The sequence below is a fragment of the Pseudoalteromonas sp. genome (genome assembly GCF_036960685.1).
In the GTDB taxonomy this organism is placed as follows: domain Bacteria; phylum Pseudomonadota; class Gammaproteobacteria; order Enterobacterales; family Alteromonadaceae; genus Pseudoalteromonas.
Window position 1 is genome coordinate 1 of the sequence record NZ_JBALXK010000031.1, and the last position, 19,735, is coordinate 19,735.

General features: G+C 41.9%; 17 protein-coding genes. 5 read left to right on the forward strand and 12 right to left on the reverse strand.

From position 1 onward, the window contains the following. From V7783_RS18910 to V7783_RS18920, 3 genes are all read right to left on the reverse strand, one after another. A partial coding sequence (locus tag V7783_RS18910) for a glycoside hydrolase family 16 protein (RefSeq protein ID WP_335680048.1) occupies positions 1–833 on the reverse strand: 833 nt, incomplete at its 3' end. Beyond that, the gene (locus V7783_RS18915) at positions 824–3,343 is read right to left on the reverse strand and encodes a glycoside hydrolase family 3 protein (RefSeq protein ID WP_335680049.1); all 2,520 of its coding nucleotides are present in this window, start codon (positions 3,341–3,343) and stop codon (positions 824–826) included. The genes V7783_RS18910 and V7783_RS18915, both read right to left, overlap by 10 nt. 13 nt (positions 3,344–3,356) lie before the next feature. Beyond that, positions 3,357–4,622 carry a sugar MFS transporter gene (locus tag V7783_RS18920; protein WP_335680050.1) on the reverse strand — a complete coding sequence of 422 codons (1,266 nt, stop codon included), beginning with the start codon at positions 4,620–4,622 and terminating at the stop codon, positions 3,357–3,359. Positions 4,623–4,903: 281 nt separating this feature from the next. Here V7783_RS18920 and V7783_RS18925 point away from each other — a divergent pair, with 281 nt between their 5' ends. Genes V7783_RS18925 through V7783_RS18935 form a run of 3 tightly spaced genes read left to right on the forward strand, consistent with a single transcriptional unit; the run spans position 4,904 to position 8,571 of the window. Continuing rightward, entirely contained in the window at positions 4,904–6,202 is a 1,299-nt protein-coding gene (locus tag V7783_RS18925) for a GH1 family beta-glucosidase (RefSeq protein WP_335680091.1), read from the forward strand. Between the two features lie 21 nt (positions 6,203–6,223). Further along, the gene (locus V7783_RS18930) at positions 6,224–7,555 is read left to right on the forward strand and encodes a glycoside-pentoside-hexuronide (GPH):cation symporter (protein WP_335680051.1); all 1,332 of its coding nucleotides are present in this window, start codon (positions 6,224–6,226) and stop codon (positions 7,553–7,555) included. Between the two features lie 11 nt (positions 7,556–7,566). Beyond that, positions 7,567–8,571, forward strand: coding sequence for a LacI family DNA-binding transcriptional regulator (locus V7783_RS18935; protein WP_335680052.1), 1,005 nt, complete (start codon positions 7,567–7,569; stop codon positions 8,569–8,571). Here V7783_RS18935 and V7783_RS18940 read toward each other — a convergent pair. Genes V7783_RS18940 through V7783_RS18960 form a run of 5 tightly spaced genes read right to left on the reverse strand, consistent with a single transcriptional unit; the run spans position 8,558 to position 14,087 of the window. Continuing rightward, positions 8,558–10,522 carry a response regulator gene (locus V7783_RS18940; RefSeq protein WP_335680053.1) on the reverse strand — a complete coding sequence of 655 codons (1,965 nt, stop codon included), beginning with the start codon at positions 10,520–10,522 and terminating at the stop codon, positions 8,558–8,560. The two genes, V7783_RS18935 and V7783_RS18940, sit on opposite strands and share 14 nt — an antisense overlap. A gap of 26 nt (positions 10,523–10,548) precedes the next feature. Then, positions 10,549–11,010 (reverse strand): response regulator, encoded by a 462-nt coding sequence (locus V7783_RS18945; protein ID WP_335680054.1) that lies wholly within the window; start codon positions 11,008–11,010, stop codon positions 10,549–10,551. Beyond that, positions 11,011–12,495, reverse strand: a complete 1,485-nt coding sequence (locus tag V7783_RS18950; RefSeq protein ID WP_335680055.1) for a sensor histidine kinase — start codon at positions 12,493–12,495, stop codon at positions 11,011–11,013. A gap of 21 nt (positions 12,496–12,516) precedes the next feature. Next, positions 12,517–12,726, reverse strand: coding sequence for a histidine kinase (locus tag V7783_RS18955; protein WP_335680056.1), 210 nt, complete (start codon positions 12,724–12,726; stop codon positions 12,517–12,519). Between the two features lie 20 nt (positions 12,727–12,746). Beyond that, positions 12,747–14,087 (reverse strand): sigma-54-dependent transcriptional regulator, encoded by a 1,341-nt coding sequence (locus V7783_RS18960; RefSeq protein ID WP_335680057.1) that lies wholly within the window; start codon positions 14,085–14,087, stop codon positions 12,747–12,749. A gap of 153 nt (positions 14,088–14,240) precedes the next feature. On the opposite strand from V7783_RS18960, the gene V7783_RS18965 reads away from it, so the two are divergent. Continuing rightward, on the forward strand, positions 14,241–14,753 hold the full coding sequence (locus tag V7783_RS18965) for an NUDIX hydrolase (RefSeq protein WP_335680058.1): 513 nt from the start codon (positions 14,241–14,243) through the stop codon (positions 14,751–14,753). A 29-nt stretch (positions 14,754–14,782) separates the two neighbouring features. Here V7783_RS18965 and V7783_RS18970 read toward each other — a convergent pair whose 3' ends face one another. Genes V7783_RS18970 through V7783_RS18980 form a run of 3 tightly spaced genes read right to left on the reverse strand, consistent with a single transcriptional unit; the run spans position 14,783 to position 16,934 of the window. Next, positions 14,783–15,289, reverse strand: coding sequence for a YgjV family protein (locus V7783_RS18970; RefSeq protein ID WP_335680059.1), 507 nt, complete (start codon positions 15,287–15,289; stop codon positions 14,783–14,785). Between the two features lie 51 nt (positions 15,290–15,340). Continuing rightward, positions 15,341–15,907, reverse strand: a complete 567-nt coding sequence (locus tag V7783_RS18975; RefSeq protein WP_335680060.1) for a Crp/Fnr family transcriptional regulator — start codon at positions 15,905–15,907, stop codon at positions 15,341–15,343. Further along, complete coding sequence (locus V7783_RS18980; protein ID WP_335680061.1) at positions 15,900–16,934, reverse strand: NAD(P)H-dependent flavin oxidoreductase; 1,035 nt, start codon at positions 16,932–16,934, stop codon at positions 15,900–15,902. Before V7783_RS18980 ends, V7783_RS18975 begins: the two co-directional genes overlap by 8 nt. A 192-nt stretch (positions 16,935–17,126) precedes the next feature. On the opposite strand from V7783_RS18980, the gene V7783_RS18985 reads away from it, so the two are divergent. Next, the gene (locus V7783_RS18985; protein WP_335680062.1) at positions 17,127–18,503 is read left to right on the forward strand and encodes an NAD-dependent succinate-semialdehyde dehydrogenase; all 1,377 of its coding nucleotides are present in this window, start codon (positions 17,127–17,129) and stop codon (positions 18,501–18,503) included. A 24-nt stretch (positions 18,504–18,527) separates the two neighbouring features. Here the strand turns inward: V7783_RS18985 and V7783_RS18990 are convergent, their stop codons facing one another. Next, the gene (locus tag V7783_RS18990; protein ID WP_335680063.1) at positions 18,528–19,616 is read right to left on the reverse strand and encodes an endonuclease/exonuclease/phosphatase family protein; all 1,089 of its coding nucleotides are present in this window, start codon (positions 19,614–19,616) and stop codon (positions 18,528–18,530) included. Between the last annotated feature and the right edge of the window lie 119 nt (positions 19,617–19,735).

Consider the following 19,735-nt stretch of genomic DNA (forward strand, 5'->3'; position numbering starts at 1 on the left):
TTATCAAATGGCGCAAAGCCGGGATTTTCTACTAACGTACCATCCGCTTGTTCGCTGGCTGAATGCCATTGCTCACTTTTAAAGGTGGCAAAGTGAATATCATCCACATACCAGCGCATTTCATCTTGCTGCCACTCAAGGGCATAAGTATGAAACATATCTGCTGGATTTTGATCCCCAGAAAATGTATACGCTGTGCCACTGTATACATTTTTAGGGGCTGGCGCACCATAATGCAAGGTACCATGAACACGACTCTCTAAAGTGCCCGCTGGCGCTGTTTTGTCATCAGTTGGTACTTTAAGATTTACCGCTTCCATAATATCGATTTCGCCAGAAGAGGCCCAGCGGCCATACTCCCAATCGGTAGGCAGCATCCAAATCGCAGGCCATGCGCCTTGACCAGCAGGCAGTTTTGCGCGTATTTCAAAGCGACCATATCGCCAATCCCCTAAGCCCTTGCTGCGTAACCGTGCAGAAGTAAATGGCTGGGTTTGGGTGAGTGAGCGCTCAGCATCGCTACTAACATCGTCGCGATTAAATTTAGGACCTGTGTATTGCTCTTTAATGGCAACTAAATGTAACAACCCTTGCTCAACAAAACTATTTTGGGCTCTTGCGGTATAACACTGCTTCTCGTCATTTCCGCCACCACGACAATTGACTTCATGCTGCCACTTTTGTGAGTCAATTTGTGAGCCATTAAATTCATCTTGCCAAACGAGTTGCCAGCCTTCACCTAAACTGGCAGTGACAGGTTCTGTTTGTTCTACCTGTTGGCAGGCGCTAAGTGCGCCTGCCAACAGGATAATTGCAGGAGTTTTTATTGACATAAAATAGCTGATTCCTGTGCATGTTCAGTGCTTACTGCTAATTTAGCAATTGATAGTTGCCAATCACCTTCGGTGCTTAATTGCCATGGTGAGAACACTTGACCAAGGTTTACATTTTGCTCAGCAAAACACGCTAAATCAATATTCAGTGTTTGCCACTGTGAATCATTATTTAGTTGTTCGGTAATATCTAATTTACCTTGGCAATCATCACCACATTGCATACCTAACCACAATGGGCTGGTGCCTGCTTTGTCGACTTTGATCTGCATCTGTAGTTGCCCTTGCTTTTCAACAAAAGAGCGTAAGTCAGATGGAAATGCAGCCATTAAACGTACCGCAGCCAGCTCTTCACCGGTAAAAGTGATAGCACGCGCATCTTCTTGCACGTCTTTATCAAAGGTTTTAACACTCACAGCACCAACTGACTCTCGGCTGCTTGCCATGGTTTTTTGTTGCTCACCACTTTGCAGCTGTAAGCTCCACGGCGCTTTAACTGCACGTTCGAATAACACTAAGTCTTCAAGTTGCTGTGTAACTTGGCTTTGCTCTGTTAAATCATCACTTAAGGTATTTTTATCTGTGTAGGTTAAACCAAAACCATACGGCAACAACGGCGAGTAATCAGCATCCCCTCGATTTGCATTGTCGATTGGATTGTTAGGCCATGAGAATGATAATTTGCCTTTAAAGTCATGATTTACAGAACCATCAACATTGGCGAATAACACGTCACTAATCGCATCTCCTTCACTACCTGGCAGCCAAGTAGCAACAAAGGCATCACTGGCATTCAGTTCTGCATTTACCCACATTGGGCGGCCACTAATAAACAGTGATACAACCGGAATACCCGCTTTTTTAAACTTACGTAATAAGGCGAGATCTGTTTTATTACCACGTTGATATTCAAGGTTATCTAGGTCGCCATTACCTTCTGCGTAAGGTTGTTCACCAAACACTACAATCGCAACATCTGGACGAGTATTGAACTGCCCGCTTAAGTCATACTGAACTTGCCCGCCTGCTTGCTTAACAGTGCGTTCAATACCATCAAAAATAGAGGTGCCGCCTGGGAAATCGCTATTTTCGTTACCAGTACCTTGCCATGTAATACTCCAACCACCTGATTGCATACCAATGTTGTCGGCGCCTAAACCTGCTACCAGCACGTTTGCTTTAGGTGAAAGAGGTAATAGCTGTTGTTTATTTTTAAGTAATACTAATGACTCACGAACCGCTTGTTTTGCAATAGCACGGTGTTCTGCACTGCCAATAACCTCAGTTTTCCCCGATAGCGGGCGCTGTGCTGGGCTTGGCTTATCAAATAAACCTGCACGCATTTTCACACGTAAAATACGAGTCACGGCATCATCAATTCGGCTTTGCGCAATATCGCCACTTTTTACTTGAGCAATTAAATTTTCGTAAAGAGGTTTCCAAGCATCGGTTGGCACCATATACACATCTAAACCAGCGTTCGCCGCTTGTGCACAGTTACCATTTGTACAACCATCGATTTGCCCGTGACCATTCCAGTCACCTACGACAAAACCATCAAAGCCCATTTTGCCTTTCAGTACATCGGTCAATAAGTATTTGCTGCCATGAATTTTTTCACCATGCCAACTATTAAATGACGCCATAACCGTTTGCGCGCCCGCGCCTAAACCGCCAACATAACCTTGTGCATGAATGTCAAAAAGTTCTTGTTCTGATGCGATGTTGTCGCCTTGGTCATCACCACCTTGCGTACCACCATCACCTAAAAAGTGCTTAACGGTACTGATCACGCGTTTATCAGATAAGAAATCTTTATCAACCGCACCTTGCAGACCTTTTACGATTGCCGCTGAATAATCACGCACAATTTCAGGATCTTCTGAATACCCTTCGTAAGTACGGCCCCAACGGTCGTCGCGCACTACTGCTACAGTTGGTGCAAATACCCAATCAATGCCTGTTACCATGACTTCTTGCGCCGTTGCTGCGGCTATTTTTTCAATTAATGCAGGGTTATTTGTCGCACCTAAACCTATATTATGTGGGAACAAGGTTGCGCCAATTACATTGTTATGACCATGAACTGCATCAGTTCCCCACATAGTCGGAATATTAATGCCATCAAGGGAATCATCGACTGATGCTTGATACATTTTTTCTGCGAGCTCTATCCAATCAGCTGCTGTGGCATGTTTATTATTATTAGGAAACGCCCCGCCGCCATTTAGATAAGAACCAAAGCCATATTTACGCATATCTTCCACTGTAATATCGCGAATTTCTGGTTGGATCATTTGCGCAATTTTTTGCTCAAGTGTCATGCTATTGATTAATTTAGCAATGGCCGCTTCCATATCGGCATCATCGTTAATACCGGTTGCTATTTTTGGCCAAATTTCATTATCAACTACTTTACTCGTTTGCATTTTTTCAGGCCCTGAGCAGCCGTTCATCGCTATGGCCGCCATCATTAGCGCAGTAAGTGTGAATGGTTTTTTTAATATCATGTTTTATACCTAATTATGAATGACGAGTAGAAGATACTTTTGAGCCAAACAGCGCAAAGTAAGTGATATATAAATAACAACCTATTGGTAACAACAGCGCTAACTGCACACCAATATTATCAGCGAGCACACCTTGTAATAATGGAATGATCGCACCGCCAACAATTGCTAAACAAAGAATACCAGAGCCTTGTGAAGTGTATTTACCAAGCCCTTGCAACGCTAAGCTAAAAATAGTTGGGAACATAATTGAGTTACACAAACCAACCAGTAAAAGCGCCCACATGGCGAATCCACCTTGCCCCGTCATTGCCATAATAATCAGTACAATGGCAAGTAAGCCATGACAAGCTAGCACTTTTCCGGCATCAAATTTTTGCATTACCACTGCGCCAATAAAGCGGCCTATCATCGCGCCGGCAAAGTAATAACTAATATAATGAGCTGCTTGCTGCTCGGTTAAACTGCTTATATGATCAAGCGTTAAAAAGCCAACTAAGAAGCTACCAATGGCAACCTCAGCACCCACATAAACAAAGATGCCTAACGCGCCAAAAAGTAAGTGACGGTATTGCCACACACTGCCTAAATCCACAAACCCTTCAACCTGTTGATTTTCGGCTTCTGAATCCGTTGCTTTACCTAATTTAGGCAGCTTTAAAAATGCGAAGATAACCGCAAGTACTAATAAACTGGCTGAAAGCATTAAATAAGGGAATTTAACTTGCTCTGCAGTTGCTTGGCTCACTTCAGTTAAAATTAACCAACCACCAAAAATAGGCGCTATGGTAGTACCTAGTGAATTGAACGCTTGGGTCATGGTTAAGCGTGATGAAGCTGTTTTAGCTGAGCCAAGTACACTAACATACGGATTTGCTGATACTTGTAAAATAGTAATACCCGACGCTAATACAAACAACGCCAGTAAAAACAGTTCATAAACATGCGCTACTGCTGCAGGATAAAACAAAGCACAACCAATAGCGGCAACGATAAGCCCGACCACAATACCAAACTGATAACCTATTTTACTCACCAGCTTGCCCGCAGGGATAGACATCACAAAGTAGGCACCAAAAAAGCAAAATTGAATTAGCATAGCCTGCGTGTAATTAAGCGAGAACATACCTTTTAAATACGGGATCAAAATATCATTTAAGCAGGTAATAAATCCCCACATAAAAAACAGTGTGGTCAACGAGGTTAAAGCAAACGTTTGCTTGCTCATAGGTTGCTGGCTCTGTTCGTTCTCTGCCAAAGTGTGTGTGACATTTGCCATATTAAATCTCTAATTGTTTTTAATTATCAGTTTATTACAACTACAGTAGTGCTTTTTTATTGAAATTATAAAAGCAAATAATAGTTGCAACATAAAATGTAAGCGCTTACATTTATAACATATAAATCGAATTTAGCAATTTATTTACAAAAAACTTGTAAGCGCTTACATTGAGCGGCTATGCTGTCTACAAAATAAATATAAAGCGATTGCTACTACTGAAAGTTAAAAGGTGCACCTTGAGCGAATTTAAAACTATATCACTGCCATCTAATTCCCCCATGCTAACGCCGCAATTTGTATTTGGCGTAGCAACTGCTTCGTTTCAAATTGAAGGGGCACGTGACACCCGTCTCCCTTGTATTTGGGATACCTTTTGCACACAACCTGAGGCAATTGCTGATAATAGCCATGGCGATATTGCCTGTGATCATGTCAATTTATGGCAACAAGATATTGAAATGATCGCCAACTTAGCTGTGGACGCATATCGGCTATCAATTTCATGGCCGCGCGTATTGCATCAAGATGGCACAGTGAATAAACAAGGCATAGGATTTTATCGTGATTTATTAATAGCGTTAAAAGCACGTAATATTAAAACCTATGTCACCCTTTATCACTGGGATCTACCACAACATTTGGAAGATCAAGGTGGTTGGCAAAATCGCGACACCGCTTATACTTTTGCAGCCTATGCAGATGTAGTAAGTAAAGAATTGGCAGGATTAGTGGATTCGTACGCCACCTTAAACGAACCCTTTTGCAGCGCTTACTTAGGGTACGAAATAGGAGTTCATGCGCCAGGGATAAAAAGTCAACAAGCTGGTCGTCAAGCTGCCCACCATTTGCTTTTAGCCCATGGTCTTGCGATGCAAGTATTGCGGAAAAACTGCCCCAATACTGAAGCCGGGATTGTGCTTAACTTTAGCCCCAGCTACCCGCTTACCGCAGCCGATGAAACCGCTGCAAAGATTGCTGATCAATACCATAATCAGTGGTACATCAAAGCCGTATTAGAAGGGCAATACCCAGACTTAGTTAAGCAACTAAATGAGAATGTAAAACCAATAATCGCCCCCGGTGACATGGCAATTATTAGTCAAAAAATTGATTTTATTGGTGTTAATTACTATACCCGGATCCACTACCAAAGCACCGAAGATAACTGGTTTGCCGAAGCGAATATTGAAAATGTGCCAGTGACTGATATGGGCTGGGAAGTATATCCACAAGGTTTAACAGAGTTATTAGTGTCATTAAATGAGCAATACCAATTACCTAAAGTGTATGTGACCGAAAATGGCGCGGCTATGGCTGACCACTTACAAGAAGGACAAGTAGCAGACCTCGAAAGAGTTAGCTACTATCATACGCATCTTAATGCTGTTCATGATGCTATACAACAAGGTGTTGATGTTCAAGGGTATTTTGCATGGAGCTTAATGGACAACTTTGAGTGGGCATACGGCTATGAAAAACGCTTTGGACTGGTTTATATTGACTATTCAAATCAACAACGGATACTTAAAGAAAGCGCTAAACAATATCGCAACTTACTGCAACAACGTAAAAAATAATAATAATATTGAGTGCCAATTATGCTAACTAAAAAAGAAAAAATAGCCTATGGCTTAGGTGATACTGCCAGTAACATCATTTTTCAAACCGTAATGCTATTTTTGACTTTTTTCTATACTGATATTTTTGGTATATCGCCTGCAATCGTCGGCACTCTGTTCTTAGTGGTGCGTGTCATTGATGCGGTCACCGATCCACTCATGGGCTCGCTGACCGACTCCACTCGGACTAAATACGGCAGTTACCGACCCTATCTATTATGGTTAGCATTACCATTTGGGGTGATCAGTATTATTACCTTCACCACGCCAGATCTCAGCGACACCGGTAAAGTGATCTACGCATTTGTAACGTATACGCTATTAATGCTGGTCTATACCGCGATTAATATTCCTTATTCAGCGCTAGGTGGTGTGCTTAGTAAAGATCCCACTGAGCGGGTATCAATCCAATCTTATCGCTTTGTATTTGGTATGTTGGGTGGATTAATTATCAGTAGTTGCACTATGCCGTTAGTTAACTGGCTTGGTAAAGGCGATAATGCACTGGGCTATCAGCTTACAATGGTGATCATGAGTTGCTTAGGTGTGGCGTTGTTTTTGATCTGCTTTCGCTTTACCAAAGAGCGTGTAACCGCTCAACAAAATAAGCAACTAAACCTCAAACAACAAATGAATACGCTCTGGCAAAATGGCCCATTTAAAGTACTCTGTGCGGCTTCTTTGATGCTATTAACCAGTATGGTTTTACGTACCACTTTAGCAATTTACTATGTAAAGTATGTGCTTGGTGAGGGTGAGCTGGTCACCGCATTTGTAACCATCGGTATGATCGGCAATATTCTAGGCTGTGCCTGTGCGCAACCTTTGAGTAAGCGCGTTGACAAAAAAACCGCCTATATTTACTTACAATACTTATCCGCTATTATAAGTTGCGTTGCTTTTTGGCTACCCGGCGAACAACTTATATGGGCTTTTGCTATTTACTTTTTGTGGTGCTTTGTTACACAAATGGCGACCCCATTATTATGGGCAAAAATGGCCGACACCATTGATTATGGACAGTGGCAAAATGGTCACCGTTTAACAGGTCTAGTATATGCCAGCGTGGTATTTTTCATTAAACTAGGCCTTGCTTTAGGTGGCGCTATCGCGGGCTGGTTATTGGCTTATTATGGCTACCAAGCAAATACCGCGTTAAGCGAGCCAACTCGCGATGGTATTTTAATTTCATTTACCTTATTTCCAGCAATTGGCAGCATACTTGTCGCATTAATTATGAAAAGGTATATTCTTGATAATCAAACTGTTCAGCAAATAACAGCTGAGCTCGCAGTTAAAAGTCGTATTTAACAAGGAATTGCATGGCCACCATTTATGAGGTGTCAAAACTTGCAGGCGTATCGTTAGCAACCGTCTCAAGAGTGATGAATAACAATGCTAATGTCAGCGATGCAACTCGTGAAAAAGTAACTCGCGCAATGACTGAGCTTGGCTATAGGCCAAATTCTATAGCCCAATCGTTAGCATCAAATTGCTCAAATAGCGTAGGGTTACTTGTTTCCGAGCTGCACGGCCCTTTTTATGGCCCTATGATGAGTGGTATCGAAACCGCTTTTCGCAAGCAAGGCAAGCATGTGATCATCGCCGCGGGCCACAGTAATGAAGAACGAGAGCAACAAGCTATCGAATTTTTAATTAGCCGTAATTGTGATGGTTTGATTTTACATGTTGAGGCTATTAGTGATGACTACTTAATAGCGCTAAGTAAAGGAAAAACCCCTTTTGTACTGATCAACCGCTATATTGCAGAATTATCATCACGCTGTATTATTTTAGACAATGTCAAAGGGGGCTACTTAGCCGCTAAACACGTCTTAGAACAAGGTCATACCGATATTGCTTATATCAGTGGTCCACTGTGGAAAAAAGATGCCCAAGATCGCTTAACCGGCCATAAGCAAGCCCTTGCAGAGTATAACTTGAGCTTTAATGAACAATTACTGTATCAAGGTGACTTTATGGAAGACAGCGGCGCAGCGGGCTTTAAGCATCTCCATAACAGCGAAACAACATTCACGGCTCTGATCTGCGCCAATGATGAAATGGCCACCGGCGCGATGGCAACAGCAAGAGAATGTAAGCTTAAATTACCCGAACAATTATCGATTATGGGTTATGATAATGTGTTTTTTACCCGCCATGTTTACCCCCCACTGAGTACCATAAATTACCCCATAAATGAAATGGGTCGCATGGCTGCGGATTGGGTTTTGAGTAACGTTTATCAAAAAAACACACCGCCATTACAAACGTTATTTGAACCGGAATTAATCATTCGCCAATCAGTACTTGCTAACCCTCAATAAGTTGGGTTAGCAAAGCAAGATTTATTGGTTTTAATAAAACATGTTCAATATTCAGTTGCTCTAGTTGCAACGGCTCAGGCTGCATACCACTGACAATAACACGTGATAAATGAGGGTAATGCTGCTTAATATAGCCCGCTAATTCTAAACCACTACCATCAGGTAAATGCATATCTAACAAAACCTTATCAAAGTTGCTATCCCCTTTTAAGGTAGCAACACAGTGCTCATAGCTGGTAGCAATACTGGTTTGTACCCCCAAGCTTTCAAGTAATAATTGGGTAATTTGCGCCGCATCGGCATCATCTTCAACCAGTAAAAAACGCATTTTACTCTGTACAACATCTACAGGTGGCAAAGCCTCAGTACTATTTTGGCTGTTATCAGTTAAGTACGTTTGTAAGCACAAATACAGTAGACTAGCATCAACAGGTTTCCCGATCACATCATTAAAACCAAGTGCCGTAAGTTCGCTATGAATGCCCTTCATGGTTGCGGCTGTGAGCGCAATAATGGCGCCGGCAAATCCCGCTTTTCTCAGTTCAATCGCAGTTTCTTTACCCCCCATCACTGGCATATGAATATCTAAATAAACAATATCGTATGGATTGCCTTGCTGCTGCGCTTTAGCGACTTTATCAAGCGCTTGTTTACCATGCTCGGCATAATCAACTTTTGCCCCCGCAGAGGAGATCATATGCCCTACGAGTATTCGTAAATCACGTAAATCGTCAACCACTAACACTCGGCCGCTAACCTTACACGGTGCCGTTTTTTGCTGCATATTAGGGGTTAAATCAAGCTTTAATAAGTGCCTTTCTACAGCTTGAATATTGCCCGGATACAAGGAAATAGTAAACTCAGAGCCCTTGCCTATTTCAGATTCTAAGGAAATACCGCCTTGCATGCGGCTCAATAACTCTGAACAAATCGCCAGCCCTAAACCTGCACCTCCAACAGAGCGCGATTCAACATCAGCTATTTGTTCAAACGGCTTAAATATCAGCGCTTGTTTTTCAGAAGCAATACCCATCCCTGAGTCTTTAATACTCAAAAACAGCATCTCTGTGCCATCAACGACTTTTGTCCAAGCGCTAATGATGATCTCGCCTTGCTCGGTAAATTTAATCGCGTTGTTAATTATATTAATTAGAATTTGGCGAAACCGCGTCGCGTCAATGCTCACTACTAACGGCAAGGGTTGTAATGACTCAAAGCGCAATGATAGGCCTTTATCAAGCGCAGACACTCGCATCAGGGTAAACACATCGGCCATCAGGCTATCAAGATTTACATCACTGCAACTAAGCTCTAATTTATCAGCGGCTATTTTCGAGAGGTCAAGCACATCATTCAACAAGCTTAATAAGTGTTTACCGTTACGGTAAATAACCCCGAGCTCAGTATTGGCATGCTCATTAAAGTCACTGTGCATGAGTAGTTCGGTATAGCCTAGAATGGAAGATAAAGGCGTGCGCAACTCATGACTCAAATGGGCTAAAAAGCGGTCTTTAGAACGATTTTCGGCTTCCGCTTTTAAGCGCTCAATACGCTCATCTTCTATGTCTCGCCGTGCTAATGCATAACGAATTGAGCGCGCAAAACGGCTACTGCTCATTTCGTTTTTAACTAGGTAATCAACTGCGCCAGCGTCCAATGCCGCCGAGTCGAGTTCATCATCTGACTGCCCGGTAAGCATAATAATTGGTCCGGTGAAGCCATTTTCGACCGCTTGCTTTAATACCGCAAGGCCATCCGATGCACCTAACCGGTAATCAAGCAGGCAGATATCATGCAAGTTTTGACTTAATAGTTGCACTGCCTGCTTGGGCTCACTGACCCACTGTATATCAAATGTATGGGAACTAAGCTGTTCAAGATAATCACAGGTAAGAATGTAATCGTCTTCATCATCTTCAACAAGTAGCAGCTTAGTTGCCTTATCTAACATAGTGTCTCCAGTTTTATTACTATTTTCTAATCGTTGTAGGTGCTCGGTAATTCAACAAACTCAACCCAGTATTTACCCAGTGTTTTCATCAAATCAACTAGGCCATCAAAAGTCACCGGTTTAGTGATATAAGAGGCAGCGCCCAAGTCATAACCTTTAACCATATCTTCCTCTTGCTTTGAGGTGGTTAAAATCACAACAGGAATACCTTTTAAGTTCGGGTTTGATTTGATTGCTTGCAGTGCCTCTCGACCATCCATGCGCGGCATATTTAAATCTAATAAAATCAAACTAGGTCGCGGTGATGAATCTCTGTTTTCAAACTTACCTTTACGTTCAAGGTACTCTAACAACTCAACACCATCTTCAACAAAATGTAACTCGTTTAATACTCGACTTTCGGCTAGAGCATCTTGGGTTAACAAACGATCATCTTCGTCATCATCAGCCATTAAAATGGTGATTGGCTTTACTTTAGTGAACGGCATTTAAGCCTCTCCTTGCAGTGTGAAAAGTTCACTTTCCACAGGTAGTTTTATGATGAAGGTTGCACCCTCACCCGCTTCGCTTTGAGCTGTTATAGTGCCGCCATGACGCTCTACAATTCGTCGACAAACCGATAAACCAATACCGGTGCCTTTGTATTCTGAGCGTCCGTGTAAGCGCTGAAACGGGACAAAAATTTTGTCCGTGTACTCTGGTGAAAAACCAATACCATTGTCTTTCACCGTAACTATTTGCCACTCTATATCGGTATTATAATCTTCACTGAATTCAATTTTATGTGTGTAATCAATATTAACTATCGGCGCTACACCTGGGCGTCTAAACTTCACTGCGTTTGAAATTAAGTTTAAAAACAGCTGCTCCATCTGACTCGGATCCGCTTGTATGACTGGCATTTCTGCAATATTTATTTGCGCATTTGATTCGTTTATCGCGATTTCCAGATCACCTAATATTTCCTCAAGCACCTTTTGCAAGTCGGTATCAACAAAGTCTTTGCCGCGAGTGGTGACTCGCGAGAACTGCAATAAGTCATTTATTAAATTAGACATTCGTTGCGCTGCGTTTTTCATTCGTGCAATATAATCGATGCCTTTTTCACCTAGCTCATCTTTAAACATCGTTTCTAAGCGATCGCTAAACGCCTGAATTTTGCGCAGTGGCTCTTGTAAATCATGACTTGCAACAAATGCAAACTCTTCAAGCTCACGGTTAGAGCGACTCAGTTCATCCGAATATAAGGTCAGCTCTTGGGTACGCTCGGTGACTTTAGCAGCCAAGGTTTCATTTTGATATTCCAGCTCTTCACGGTACTTTGCTGCACTACGTAAGTTGATTCGGGTTAACACAAACATACCAATAATCAATAGCGCACTCGTCACAGCGGTAATCGCAAAAGTGACTTTGGCCTCTTTTTTGATCTGTCCTAGCTTTCTAAATTGCGCAAGTTTAAAAGCTGATTCGGCATCCTGAATTTCATCAGCGAGTAAGCGAATTTCCTCGTAAATCTTACGCCCTTGATGAGTTTCTAATAAGTAATATGCACGGCGTTCATTGTCAGCCAATGCTAAATCAGCAGTTCGAGTTAAGATTGCTACTTTATCATCGACTAAAAATAATAAACGAGCGACTTTATCAGCTTGACCGTCAATCTCAGTACGTAAGCCTTTTACCAGCTTTGCTTGTGAATTGAGTTGCGAGACAGCATCGTAATACGGTGCTAAATACGCTTCATCACCGGTCAATAAAAAACCGCGCTGACCTGATTCTGCCTGCACAATAGAAAGGTGAAGCTTTTCAATAGCGGTATTAAGCATCCCAGTGTCGTCTAAGCGTTGCTGAGTTTGCGTAAGGCTTTGAATAGTATTCATAGCCAAAATAGCATTACCAACCACAATACATAGCACTATAGCAATAAAGCTAGCCCACATTACATTGGTTCTACCTTGTTGCTTTTTTAGCTTCATTGATTTTCCCTTAAAAACTGTTTATTGAGTCACATCTGAATCAGCGATTTTTTGCAAACTGTCACTGCATTGTTGGCAATTACTAATTATTTTATCTAATGCTGCTAACGCTTTATCTTTTGGCATATCATTTTCAAGTACCAATTTGATTAGTTCCGCATTCATTGATATACGATTAAGCGGTGCTCGTGCATCGTGAACGAGTTTATTTAACGGTTCGTTATTACTCATATTTCTCCTACCGAAATTAACTAACTATATTCGCCAATCCCGCCATATGCATTCAAGCGGTTGTACAACGTTTTTGTACTTATTCCCAGCATCTGTGCCGCTAGGGTTTTATTACCTTGTACTTTGTCTAATGTGGCATGGATCAGCTCTTTTTCGACTTCTTCAATAGTTTGCCCGGCACTCACTTGATTCACCTGAGTTTGCTTATTTATCCGTGAGAACGGTGATTCCAAATTAGCAGGCAAGGTAATGGTTTTACCTTTTGGATCGCTCATAATAAAAGCCCGATGTATGGCATGGCGAAGCTCTCGCACATTGCCTGGCCAATCGTAACTTTCAAGCAGTTTTAACTGATTAGCTTGCCACTGAAAATCGGTATTATTTTCGTCATTTAACTGCTCTAAAAATGCGTTAGCCAGTAAACTGATGTCTTCTTTACGCTCACGTAGTGGCGGAATATCAATCGGAAATACCGCTAGACGAAAGTAAATGTCTTCGCGAATAATGTTATTTTGCGCTAGGTCTTCCAGCGAACGGTTTGTAGCAGAGATGACTCGACAATCAACCGCGTTTTCTTTACTACCGCCGACTCGAGTAACCTTTTTAGTTTCTAGTACACGCAGTAAATTAGGTTGCATATCTATTGGCATTTCAGTTACTTCATCTAAAAATAACGTGCCGCCAGTTGCTTGCTCAAAGACACCGTCTTTTCGTGCAATAGCGCCTGTAAATGCGCCTTTTTCATGGCCGAACAACTCACTACCGATCAGCTCTTTTGACAGTGCGCCACAGTTAGTTGCCACTAATGGGCCACTGCACGCGCTGGCATTATGAATCGCCTGCGCCACCACTTCTTTACCAGCACCACTTTCACCCATTAACATCACGTTAGCACTGGTATTTGCAACGCGTTCAATCATGGTATAGAGCTGCTGCATTGGCGCTGATTCGCCTATTAAGGTACCAAAATGTTTTTTAATACTCGGTGTTGTTTTTTTCTTAGCAGGCGCTTTTTTTGGGTTTAAAACACGTTCAATATCTTCGCGTTGTAAAGGTTTAACCAAATGGCCGACATTTGGCTCACACATTTCAGCTAATTTACCTTTTACTGAAGGGTGGCCAGAAATAAGGGTTATTTTAGGCTTTTGACCAATGCTTTTAAGATGCTCAACTAAATGCAAACCGCTGCCGTCTGGCAACATAAAATCAAGGAAAACGTGGTCAAAATGATTATTAACAAACCACTGCTCTGCTTCGGCCAAATTTGCCGCAGTATTGATGTTATGCCCTAAAAACTCAACTATATGACAAACAACCTCACTAAACTCATTATCATCATCAACTAAAAGTATGTTTAACATGAAAAAATCCCTATGCTTTTATCATTATTGAGCCTAACACATTAATCCTTTTATACTACAGGATTTATTCTTAACCGACAGCTTACGTAGCAAAAAAAATTATTGATCACTTTTGCGATATAATTCTTTAAAATATTTATAGTTAGGAAAGCTATGCGATTACTTAAAACAGCAATTCATCCTAGTGTTAATGCCAAAGACCCTCGCCAGTTTAAGCGCCTAACAGGACGCGCTATAACTCTAAAGGGTGATAAAATTTTACTTATGTATACTGCCCGCTATGAAGATTACAGCCTGCCAGGAGGTGGGATCGATGACGGTGAAAGCATCGAACAAGGGCTTATTCGCGAACTACAAGAAGAAACTGGCGCCCAGAATATAAAAATACTTCGCGAGTTTGGCCTCTATGAAGAATACCGCCCTTGGTATAAAGATGATTTTGCTGTGATCCGTATAAAATCTTACTGCTATTATTGCAGCATTGATGAAGAGTTAGGCCAAGCGCAACTAGAACACTATGAGCAACAAAATGGCATGACTGCAAAGTGGGTCAATATATTTGATGCAATTGCTCATAATGAGCGGACGTTGGCAAACAGTGATAAGCAAGGCTTGTCGATTATTCGCGAGACTTATTTATTAAAAGAAATAGCGAAACAACTTTAGTGTTAACAGCTAACAGCGCTGTAAAGAAGCTAATCTAGTGCCTTAGCTTCTTCAGTCCATAAATAAAAGCGTAATAACCCAACCAGATTACTGAGCAAAAACAAACATTCCATCAACACTGCCATCGGTGACCCCACCAGTATATTGTGGCTTATCCACACTGTAGTGCCGAGCACCATGAACAGTCGCAACAGAACATCTCGCGGTTGAAAAGAAGCAAACGTTTGTATTAATGTTGCAAGCAATGCCAAGCCGCTTAGCCAATCCTGCCAACTTAATGCAACAGCCACAGTACTTAGCAACATAAAGCCCAGCATAGCCCACTGACTACGGTTAAAAATACAATAAAAATAGCGTACTGCGGCAATTAACATTAACAAACTAGCACTTATTTTCTCTAGCAAGAAAAAATGCGCAGCAGTTAATAACACAGAACTGAATAAACACAGTAATATTAATTTTCGTGATTTAAATTGAAACGACGCCAAGTCTAATAAAGTAGCGATAGCAACTAGACATTGTGAAACTAAAAACATAACGACTCCTGAAAAAAACAGCAGTCTAATTTAACTAACCCCTAGAGCGCCTTAACTTAAGTTAAGACGCTGGCGAATTCGTGATAAAGAAATGGCTGAAACACCGATATACATTGCAACTTCTGTTAAGGTTAATTGTGCCAGCCAATGTGGTTTTTGCGCTAACAAATAGCGATAGCGCTGCTCCGGAGTATTTAGTAATAAAAAAGCTTCCTTTGCTTCTTTAAATACTAATTGCTGAGTTATTAATTGCTGTTTGAGTTGCTGCCAATCAGGTTGTTCCAAGATAGCTAACGGCACTGCGATTAACTGCGCGGTCTTAACCACTTGTATCTGATAAAGCGCTTGAGAATCTGTTAGCCAGTTACCGTATAAAAGCGCAAACTCACCTTGAAAATAAAACTCTTTGCATTTTTGCCCGCCCTCTGCTGAAGTGTGTAATGCAGCTAATACCCCTTCTAATATTAAATAGCCATATTGCTGCTTTTGCCCTTGTGGTAATAGTACTTCACCACGAGAAAATGTTTTTACAGCAAACTGATGGTTACATTTTAATAATATCGACTGCGCTATATTTTGATAGCTATCACCGAGCGCCAGTATTTTAATATCACGCATTTTCGGTCAACTGTTTAGTGATCTCTGCGGCGCTAAAACTATCTCTTACAATATATTTTTCCCCGCACCATAACGGCGAGAAATCACTTTTACCTTGCGCTTCTGATTTAGCTCGCAATGCACTAAGTGCAATACTGGCAAATGGAAAGGCTGGGGCTTGCTCTGGCATAGTGCCAAGTTCGCGCATAATACGGTTTTCAATTCCACGAGCTGCGCGCCCAGAAAAAATCGTTGTCAGTGCCGTGCTATTCGTTGACTGCTGTAAAATAGCGTCGCGGTGCAGCGCTGACGTTGTTGCTTCTTGGCACAACAAATACGCGCTACCTACTTGGACTAAAGCAGCGCCCAGTGAGTACATTTGTTTTACATCATCAACAGTTGCAATGCCGCCTGCAGCGATTACAGCAATATTTAGCTCCCGCACACATTGCTCAACCAATACCGCCGTTGGCTGCTGTAAACTTAAGTCCATTGATAAAAAGTGCCCTCTATGGCCGCCGGCTTCTAAACCTTGTGCTATAACGGCATCGGCCCCATTCGCTTCTAGCCACTTAGCTTCATCAACAGTGGTCGCCGTAGAAATCACTTTGCCACCCCAGCTTTTAATTTGCTGCATAATATCACTAGCTGGTAAGCCAAAATGAAAACTGACAACAGGTGGTTTGAAGGGCGCAATAAGTGCGACAGTGTCTGCATCAATTGGCTGACGGGAAGCCGCCATCCCTAACGTTGTGTCGTCAATATTCAGTTCATCAAAGTAAGGCGCAAGCAATTGGTGCCACTGCTGTTTTTGCAGTTGCGTATAGCTGGCCGGTGTATGGCAAAAAAAGTTGAGGTTGTAGGGCTTTTCAGTGGCTTTAGTCAAGCTGCTGAGCTCACTCAACAACTGCTCTTTAGAGAGCATGGCACAAGGTAATGACCCTAAGCCACCGGCGTTACTCACTGCCGCCGCTAAACGAAAGTCTTGCACCCCCGCCATTGGCGCCTGAATGAGCGATCGTTGAGTATTAAATAAAGATAACACCATAACTTTCTCCTTGTAACTTTTTCAGCCATCTGAACTTTTTACCGATACAAAAATAATAGCTGAGTAATAAAAATGTTTTCAAAAAACAAAAATTGTTTTATAGCAATAACTTAAAACAGTTAAATAATTTGGCGCAGAGTTGGTGTTAGCTTTGCACACTGCTTACTTAATATAATTTGTAAGGAGATAAAGATGACTAACACAGTAAGCACCATTAATCCTGCGACTGAGCAAACTATTGCAGACTATACTCTGCTCAACCTAGAGCAAGCAAAAAATGAGATAGATAAAAGCCACCAAGCATTTTTACAATGGCGCCACACCTCATTGACCGAGCGCGCTAAGCACTTAAACCAATTAGCCCATGTATTTGAGCAGCAAAAAGAGTCACTAGCAACACTGATGACCCAAGAGATGGGTAAACTTTATGCGCAAGGATTACAAGAAGTTGAGCTTTGCGCAGCAATTTGCCGCTACAGTGCCGAACACGGCCAAACTCAGCTAGCTGATGAAGAGCGCTCAATGGAAAATGGCCACGCTATCATTACTTATCAACCGACTGGCGTTTTACTTGGCATACAACCTTGGAACTTTCCACTTTACCAAGTAGTACGCTACGCCGTGACAAATATTATGGCGGGTAATACAGCGGTGCTCAAACACGCTGGTAATGTGTTTGGAATGGCTGAGAAAATAGAGCAGATGTTTGCGGATGCAGGTTTCCCTAATCATGTATTTAAAAACTTACTGATTGATGGCAAAACAGCCAGTGAGCTGATCAGCCACCGAGCAATTCGTGGTGTGACCTTTACCGGCAGTGACGGTACAGGTAAAAAAGTGGCTGAGCAGGCAGGTAAGCAAGTGAAAAAAACCGTTTTAGAACTTGGTAGTAACGACGCCTACTTAGTGCTAGACGATGCCGATTTAGCACTGGCAATTAAAACCTGCGTGCAAGGTCGTATGATCAATAACGGTCAAACATGTGTATCAGCAAAGCGTTTCGTAGTCGTTGATGCTCTATATGACGAGTTTAAAGCGGGTATTGTTGAGCAATTTAAGGCGCTTAAACTTGGCGATCCTATGGACGAAGATACAGATCTTGGGCCAATGGCACGTGAAGATTTAAGAGACAAAATTCATGACCAAGTACAAGAGTCGGTTAAGGCTGGCGCTAAAGTAGTTGTAGGCGGCGAAATTCCTAAGCAAACAGGTTTTTACTATCCAGCCACCTTAATTGAGAATTTATCGCCGGGTATGCCCGCCTACGATGATGAGTTATTTGGTCCTGTAGCTTCACTTATCAAAGCTAAAGATAACGAAGATGCAATGCGTATTGCTAACGACTCCCGCTATGGTTTAGGTGGCGGTATATTCTCTAAAGATGAGAAGAAAGCCATTGAACTTGCGAAAAAACACTTTGATACCGGTATGGTTAACATCAACAGGTATGGCCTCGCTCAACCAAACCTACCATTTGGCGGGGTTAAAGACAGTGGTTATGGTCGGGAGCATGGCGGCTTTGGTATTCGTGAATTCGTGAATATTAAAACCATTATGATCAACACCTAAGATTGCAAATAAACACAAGGGCCGTTAGAGGCCCTTGCTACTTTTAAATGTTGGCACTTGACGTTTATTAACACCATTAATTTTTAAATCCTGCGCAATTTCATCGGTATCTTCATCTTTTTCGGTCAGTGATTGCTGCTGTGCATCTTCATAAACAAGCTCCGTTAATAAAGCAAAATGATCAGAACCATATTTAGCTAAGCGTTTGATACGCTTAACGGTAAAGCCTGAACTGTGGAATAAATGATCCAATGGCCAGCGCATAAAAAAGTAACCCGCATGAAAAGTATTAAAAAAGCCCCTGCCTTTACGTGGATCTAAAAAACCGCTGAGTTTCATAAACAACTGAGTGCTGCGCGACCATGCAACATCATTTAAATCCCCTGCCACAATGACAGGCCTAATCGGGTCTTTAACCGCTTTAGCAACAATAATTAATTCGCTATCACGCTCTCGCGAGCTATCTTTTTCAGTTGGGCTTGGCGGCTCTGGGTGAATAAAGTGGCCTTGCATCTGCAAGCCATCATCGTTTTCAAACAACATATGAATCGAAGGAATATCATCTGAAACAAGTTCACACACCTGATATTGGATAATTTTATACTTGCTGAACACATGCATGCCGTAGCGGTTATCTTTCGGGCATGCAATACGGTACGGGTAGTCGTTATGTAGCGCTGCGAGCTGGTTTTGCCACCAGAGATCACTTTCTAGTGTGATCAATAAATCAGGCTGATGTTGCTTCACCAAGGTTATCAATGCTTCACTTTGATGATTCGACATCAACACATTAGCACTCATAATACGCACACTGTGAGCCGCTTGAGGGTCGCTGTTTTTTACTTCATGGCGAGCAAACCAACAATAGGGATAAATCCAATAACCTTGCAGTATAAGCACTAATAGATTCACAACTATCAGCGCTATAAGTGGCTGTGAACTCGTTACAAAAACGGCATAGCTAATAATTATCAATAAGTTAAAAATCGCGCCGTAGCATACTTGCAGCCGAATAAAGTCACCACCTCTAACCATATAATGCTGACTATAGGAAAGTGGCAGCACGCTGGCAATAAGTAAGAGGATCGAGGTAATGGTAAATAAAATAAGCACACTTGATTCCTTGTTATTTTTATAAACCTGAACTCAGGTTATGAGATTTACTAATATACTGATTTAATTATTACTAGCATACCAGCTGCGAATGAATCTGTTATGAAAACAAAAAAACC

Excerpts from the sequence above, each read along its gene's own strand:
- V7783_RS18955 (WP_335680056.1), bottom strand. The coding sequence starts at position 12,726 with ATGAGTAATAACGAACCGTTAAATAAACTCGTTCACGATGCACGAGCA.
- V7783_RS18935 (WP_335680052.1), top strand. The coding sequence starts at position 7,567 with ATGGCCACCATTTATGAGGTGTCAAAACTTGCAGGCGTATCGTTAGCA.
- V7783_RS18920 (WP_335680050.1), bottom strand. The coding sequence starts at position 4,622 with ATGGCAAATGTCACACACACTTTGGCAGAGAACGAACAGAGCCAGCAA.
- V7783_RS18960 (WP_335680057.1), bottom strand. The coding sequence starts at position 14,087 with ATGTTAAACATACTTTTAGTTGATGATGATAATGAGTTTAGTGAGGTT.
- V7783_RS18975 (WP_335680060.1), bottom strand. The coding sequence starts at position 15,907 with ATGCGTGATATTAAAATACTGGCGCTCGGTGATAGCTATCAAAATATA.
- V7783_RS18915 (WP_335680049.1), bottom strand. The coding sequence starts at position 3,343 with ATGATATTAAAAAAACCATTCACACTTACTGCGCTAATGATGGCGGCC.
- V7783_RS18985 (WP_335680062.1), top strand. The coding sequence starts at position 17,127 with ATGACTAACACAGTAAGCACCATTAATCCTGCGACTGAGCAAACTATT.
- V7783_RS18940 (WP_335680053.1), bottom strand. The coding sequence starts at position 10,522 with ATGTTAGATAAGGCAACTAAGCTGCTACTTGTTGAAGATGATGAAGAC.
- V7783_RS18965 (WP_335680058.1), top strand. The coding sequence starts at position 14,241 with ATGCGATTACTTAAAACAGCAATTCATCCTAGTGTTAATGCCAAAGAC.
- V7783_RS18950 (WP_335680055.1), bottom strand. The coding sequence starts at position 12,495 with ATGAAGCTAAAAAAGCAACAAGGTAGAACCAATGTAATGTGGGCTAGC.
- V7783_RS18925 (WP_335680091.1), top strand. The coding sequence starts at position 4,904 with ATGCTAACGCCGCAATTTGTATTTGGCGTAGCAACTGCTTCGTTTCAA.
- V7783_RS18980 (WP_335680061.1), bottom strand. The coding sequence starts at position 16,934 with ATGGTGTTATCTTTATTTAATACTCAACGATCGCTCATTCAGGCGCCA.
- V7783_RS18970 (WP_335680059.1), bottom strand. The coding sequence starts at position 15,289 with ATGTTTTTAGTTTCACAATGTCTAGTTGCTATCGCTACTTTATTAGAC.
- V7783_RS18930 (WP_335680051.1), top strand. The coding sequence starts at position 6,224 with ATGCTAACTAAAAAAGAAAAAATAGCCTATGGCTTAGGTGATACTGCC.
- V7783_RS18945 (WP_335680054.1), bottom strand. The coding sequence starts at position 11,010 with ATGCCGTTCACTAAAGTAAAGCCAATCACCATTTTAATGGCTGATGAT.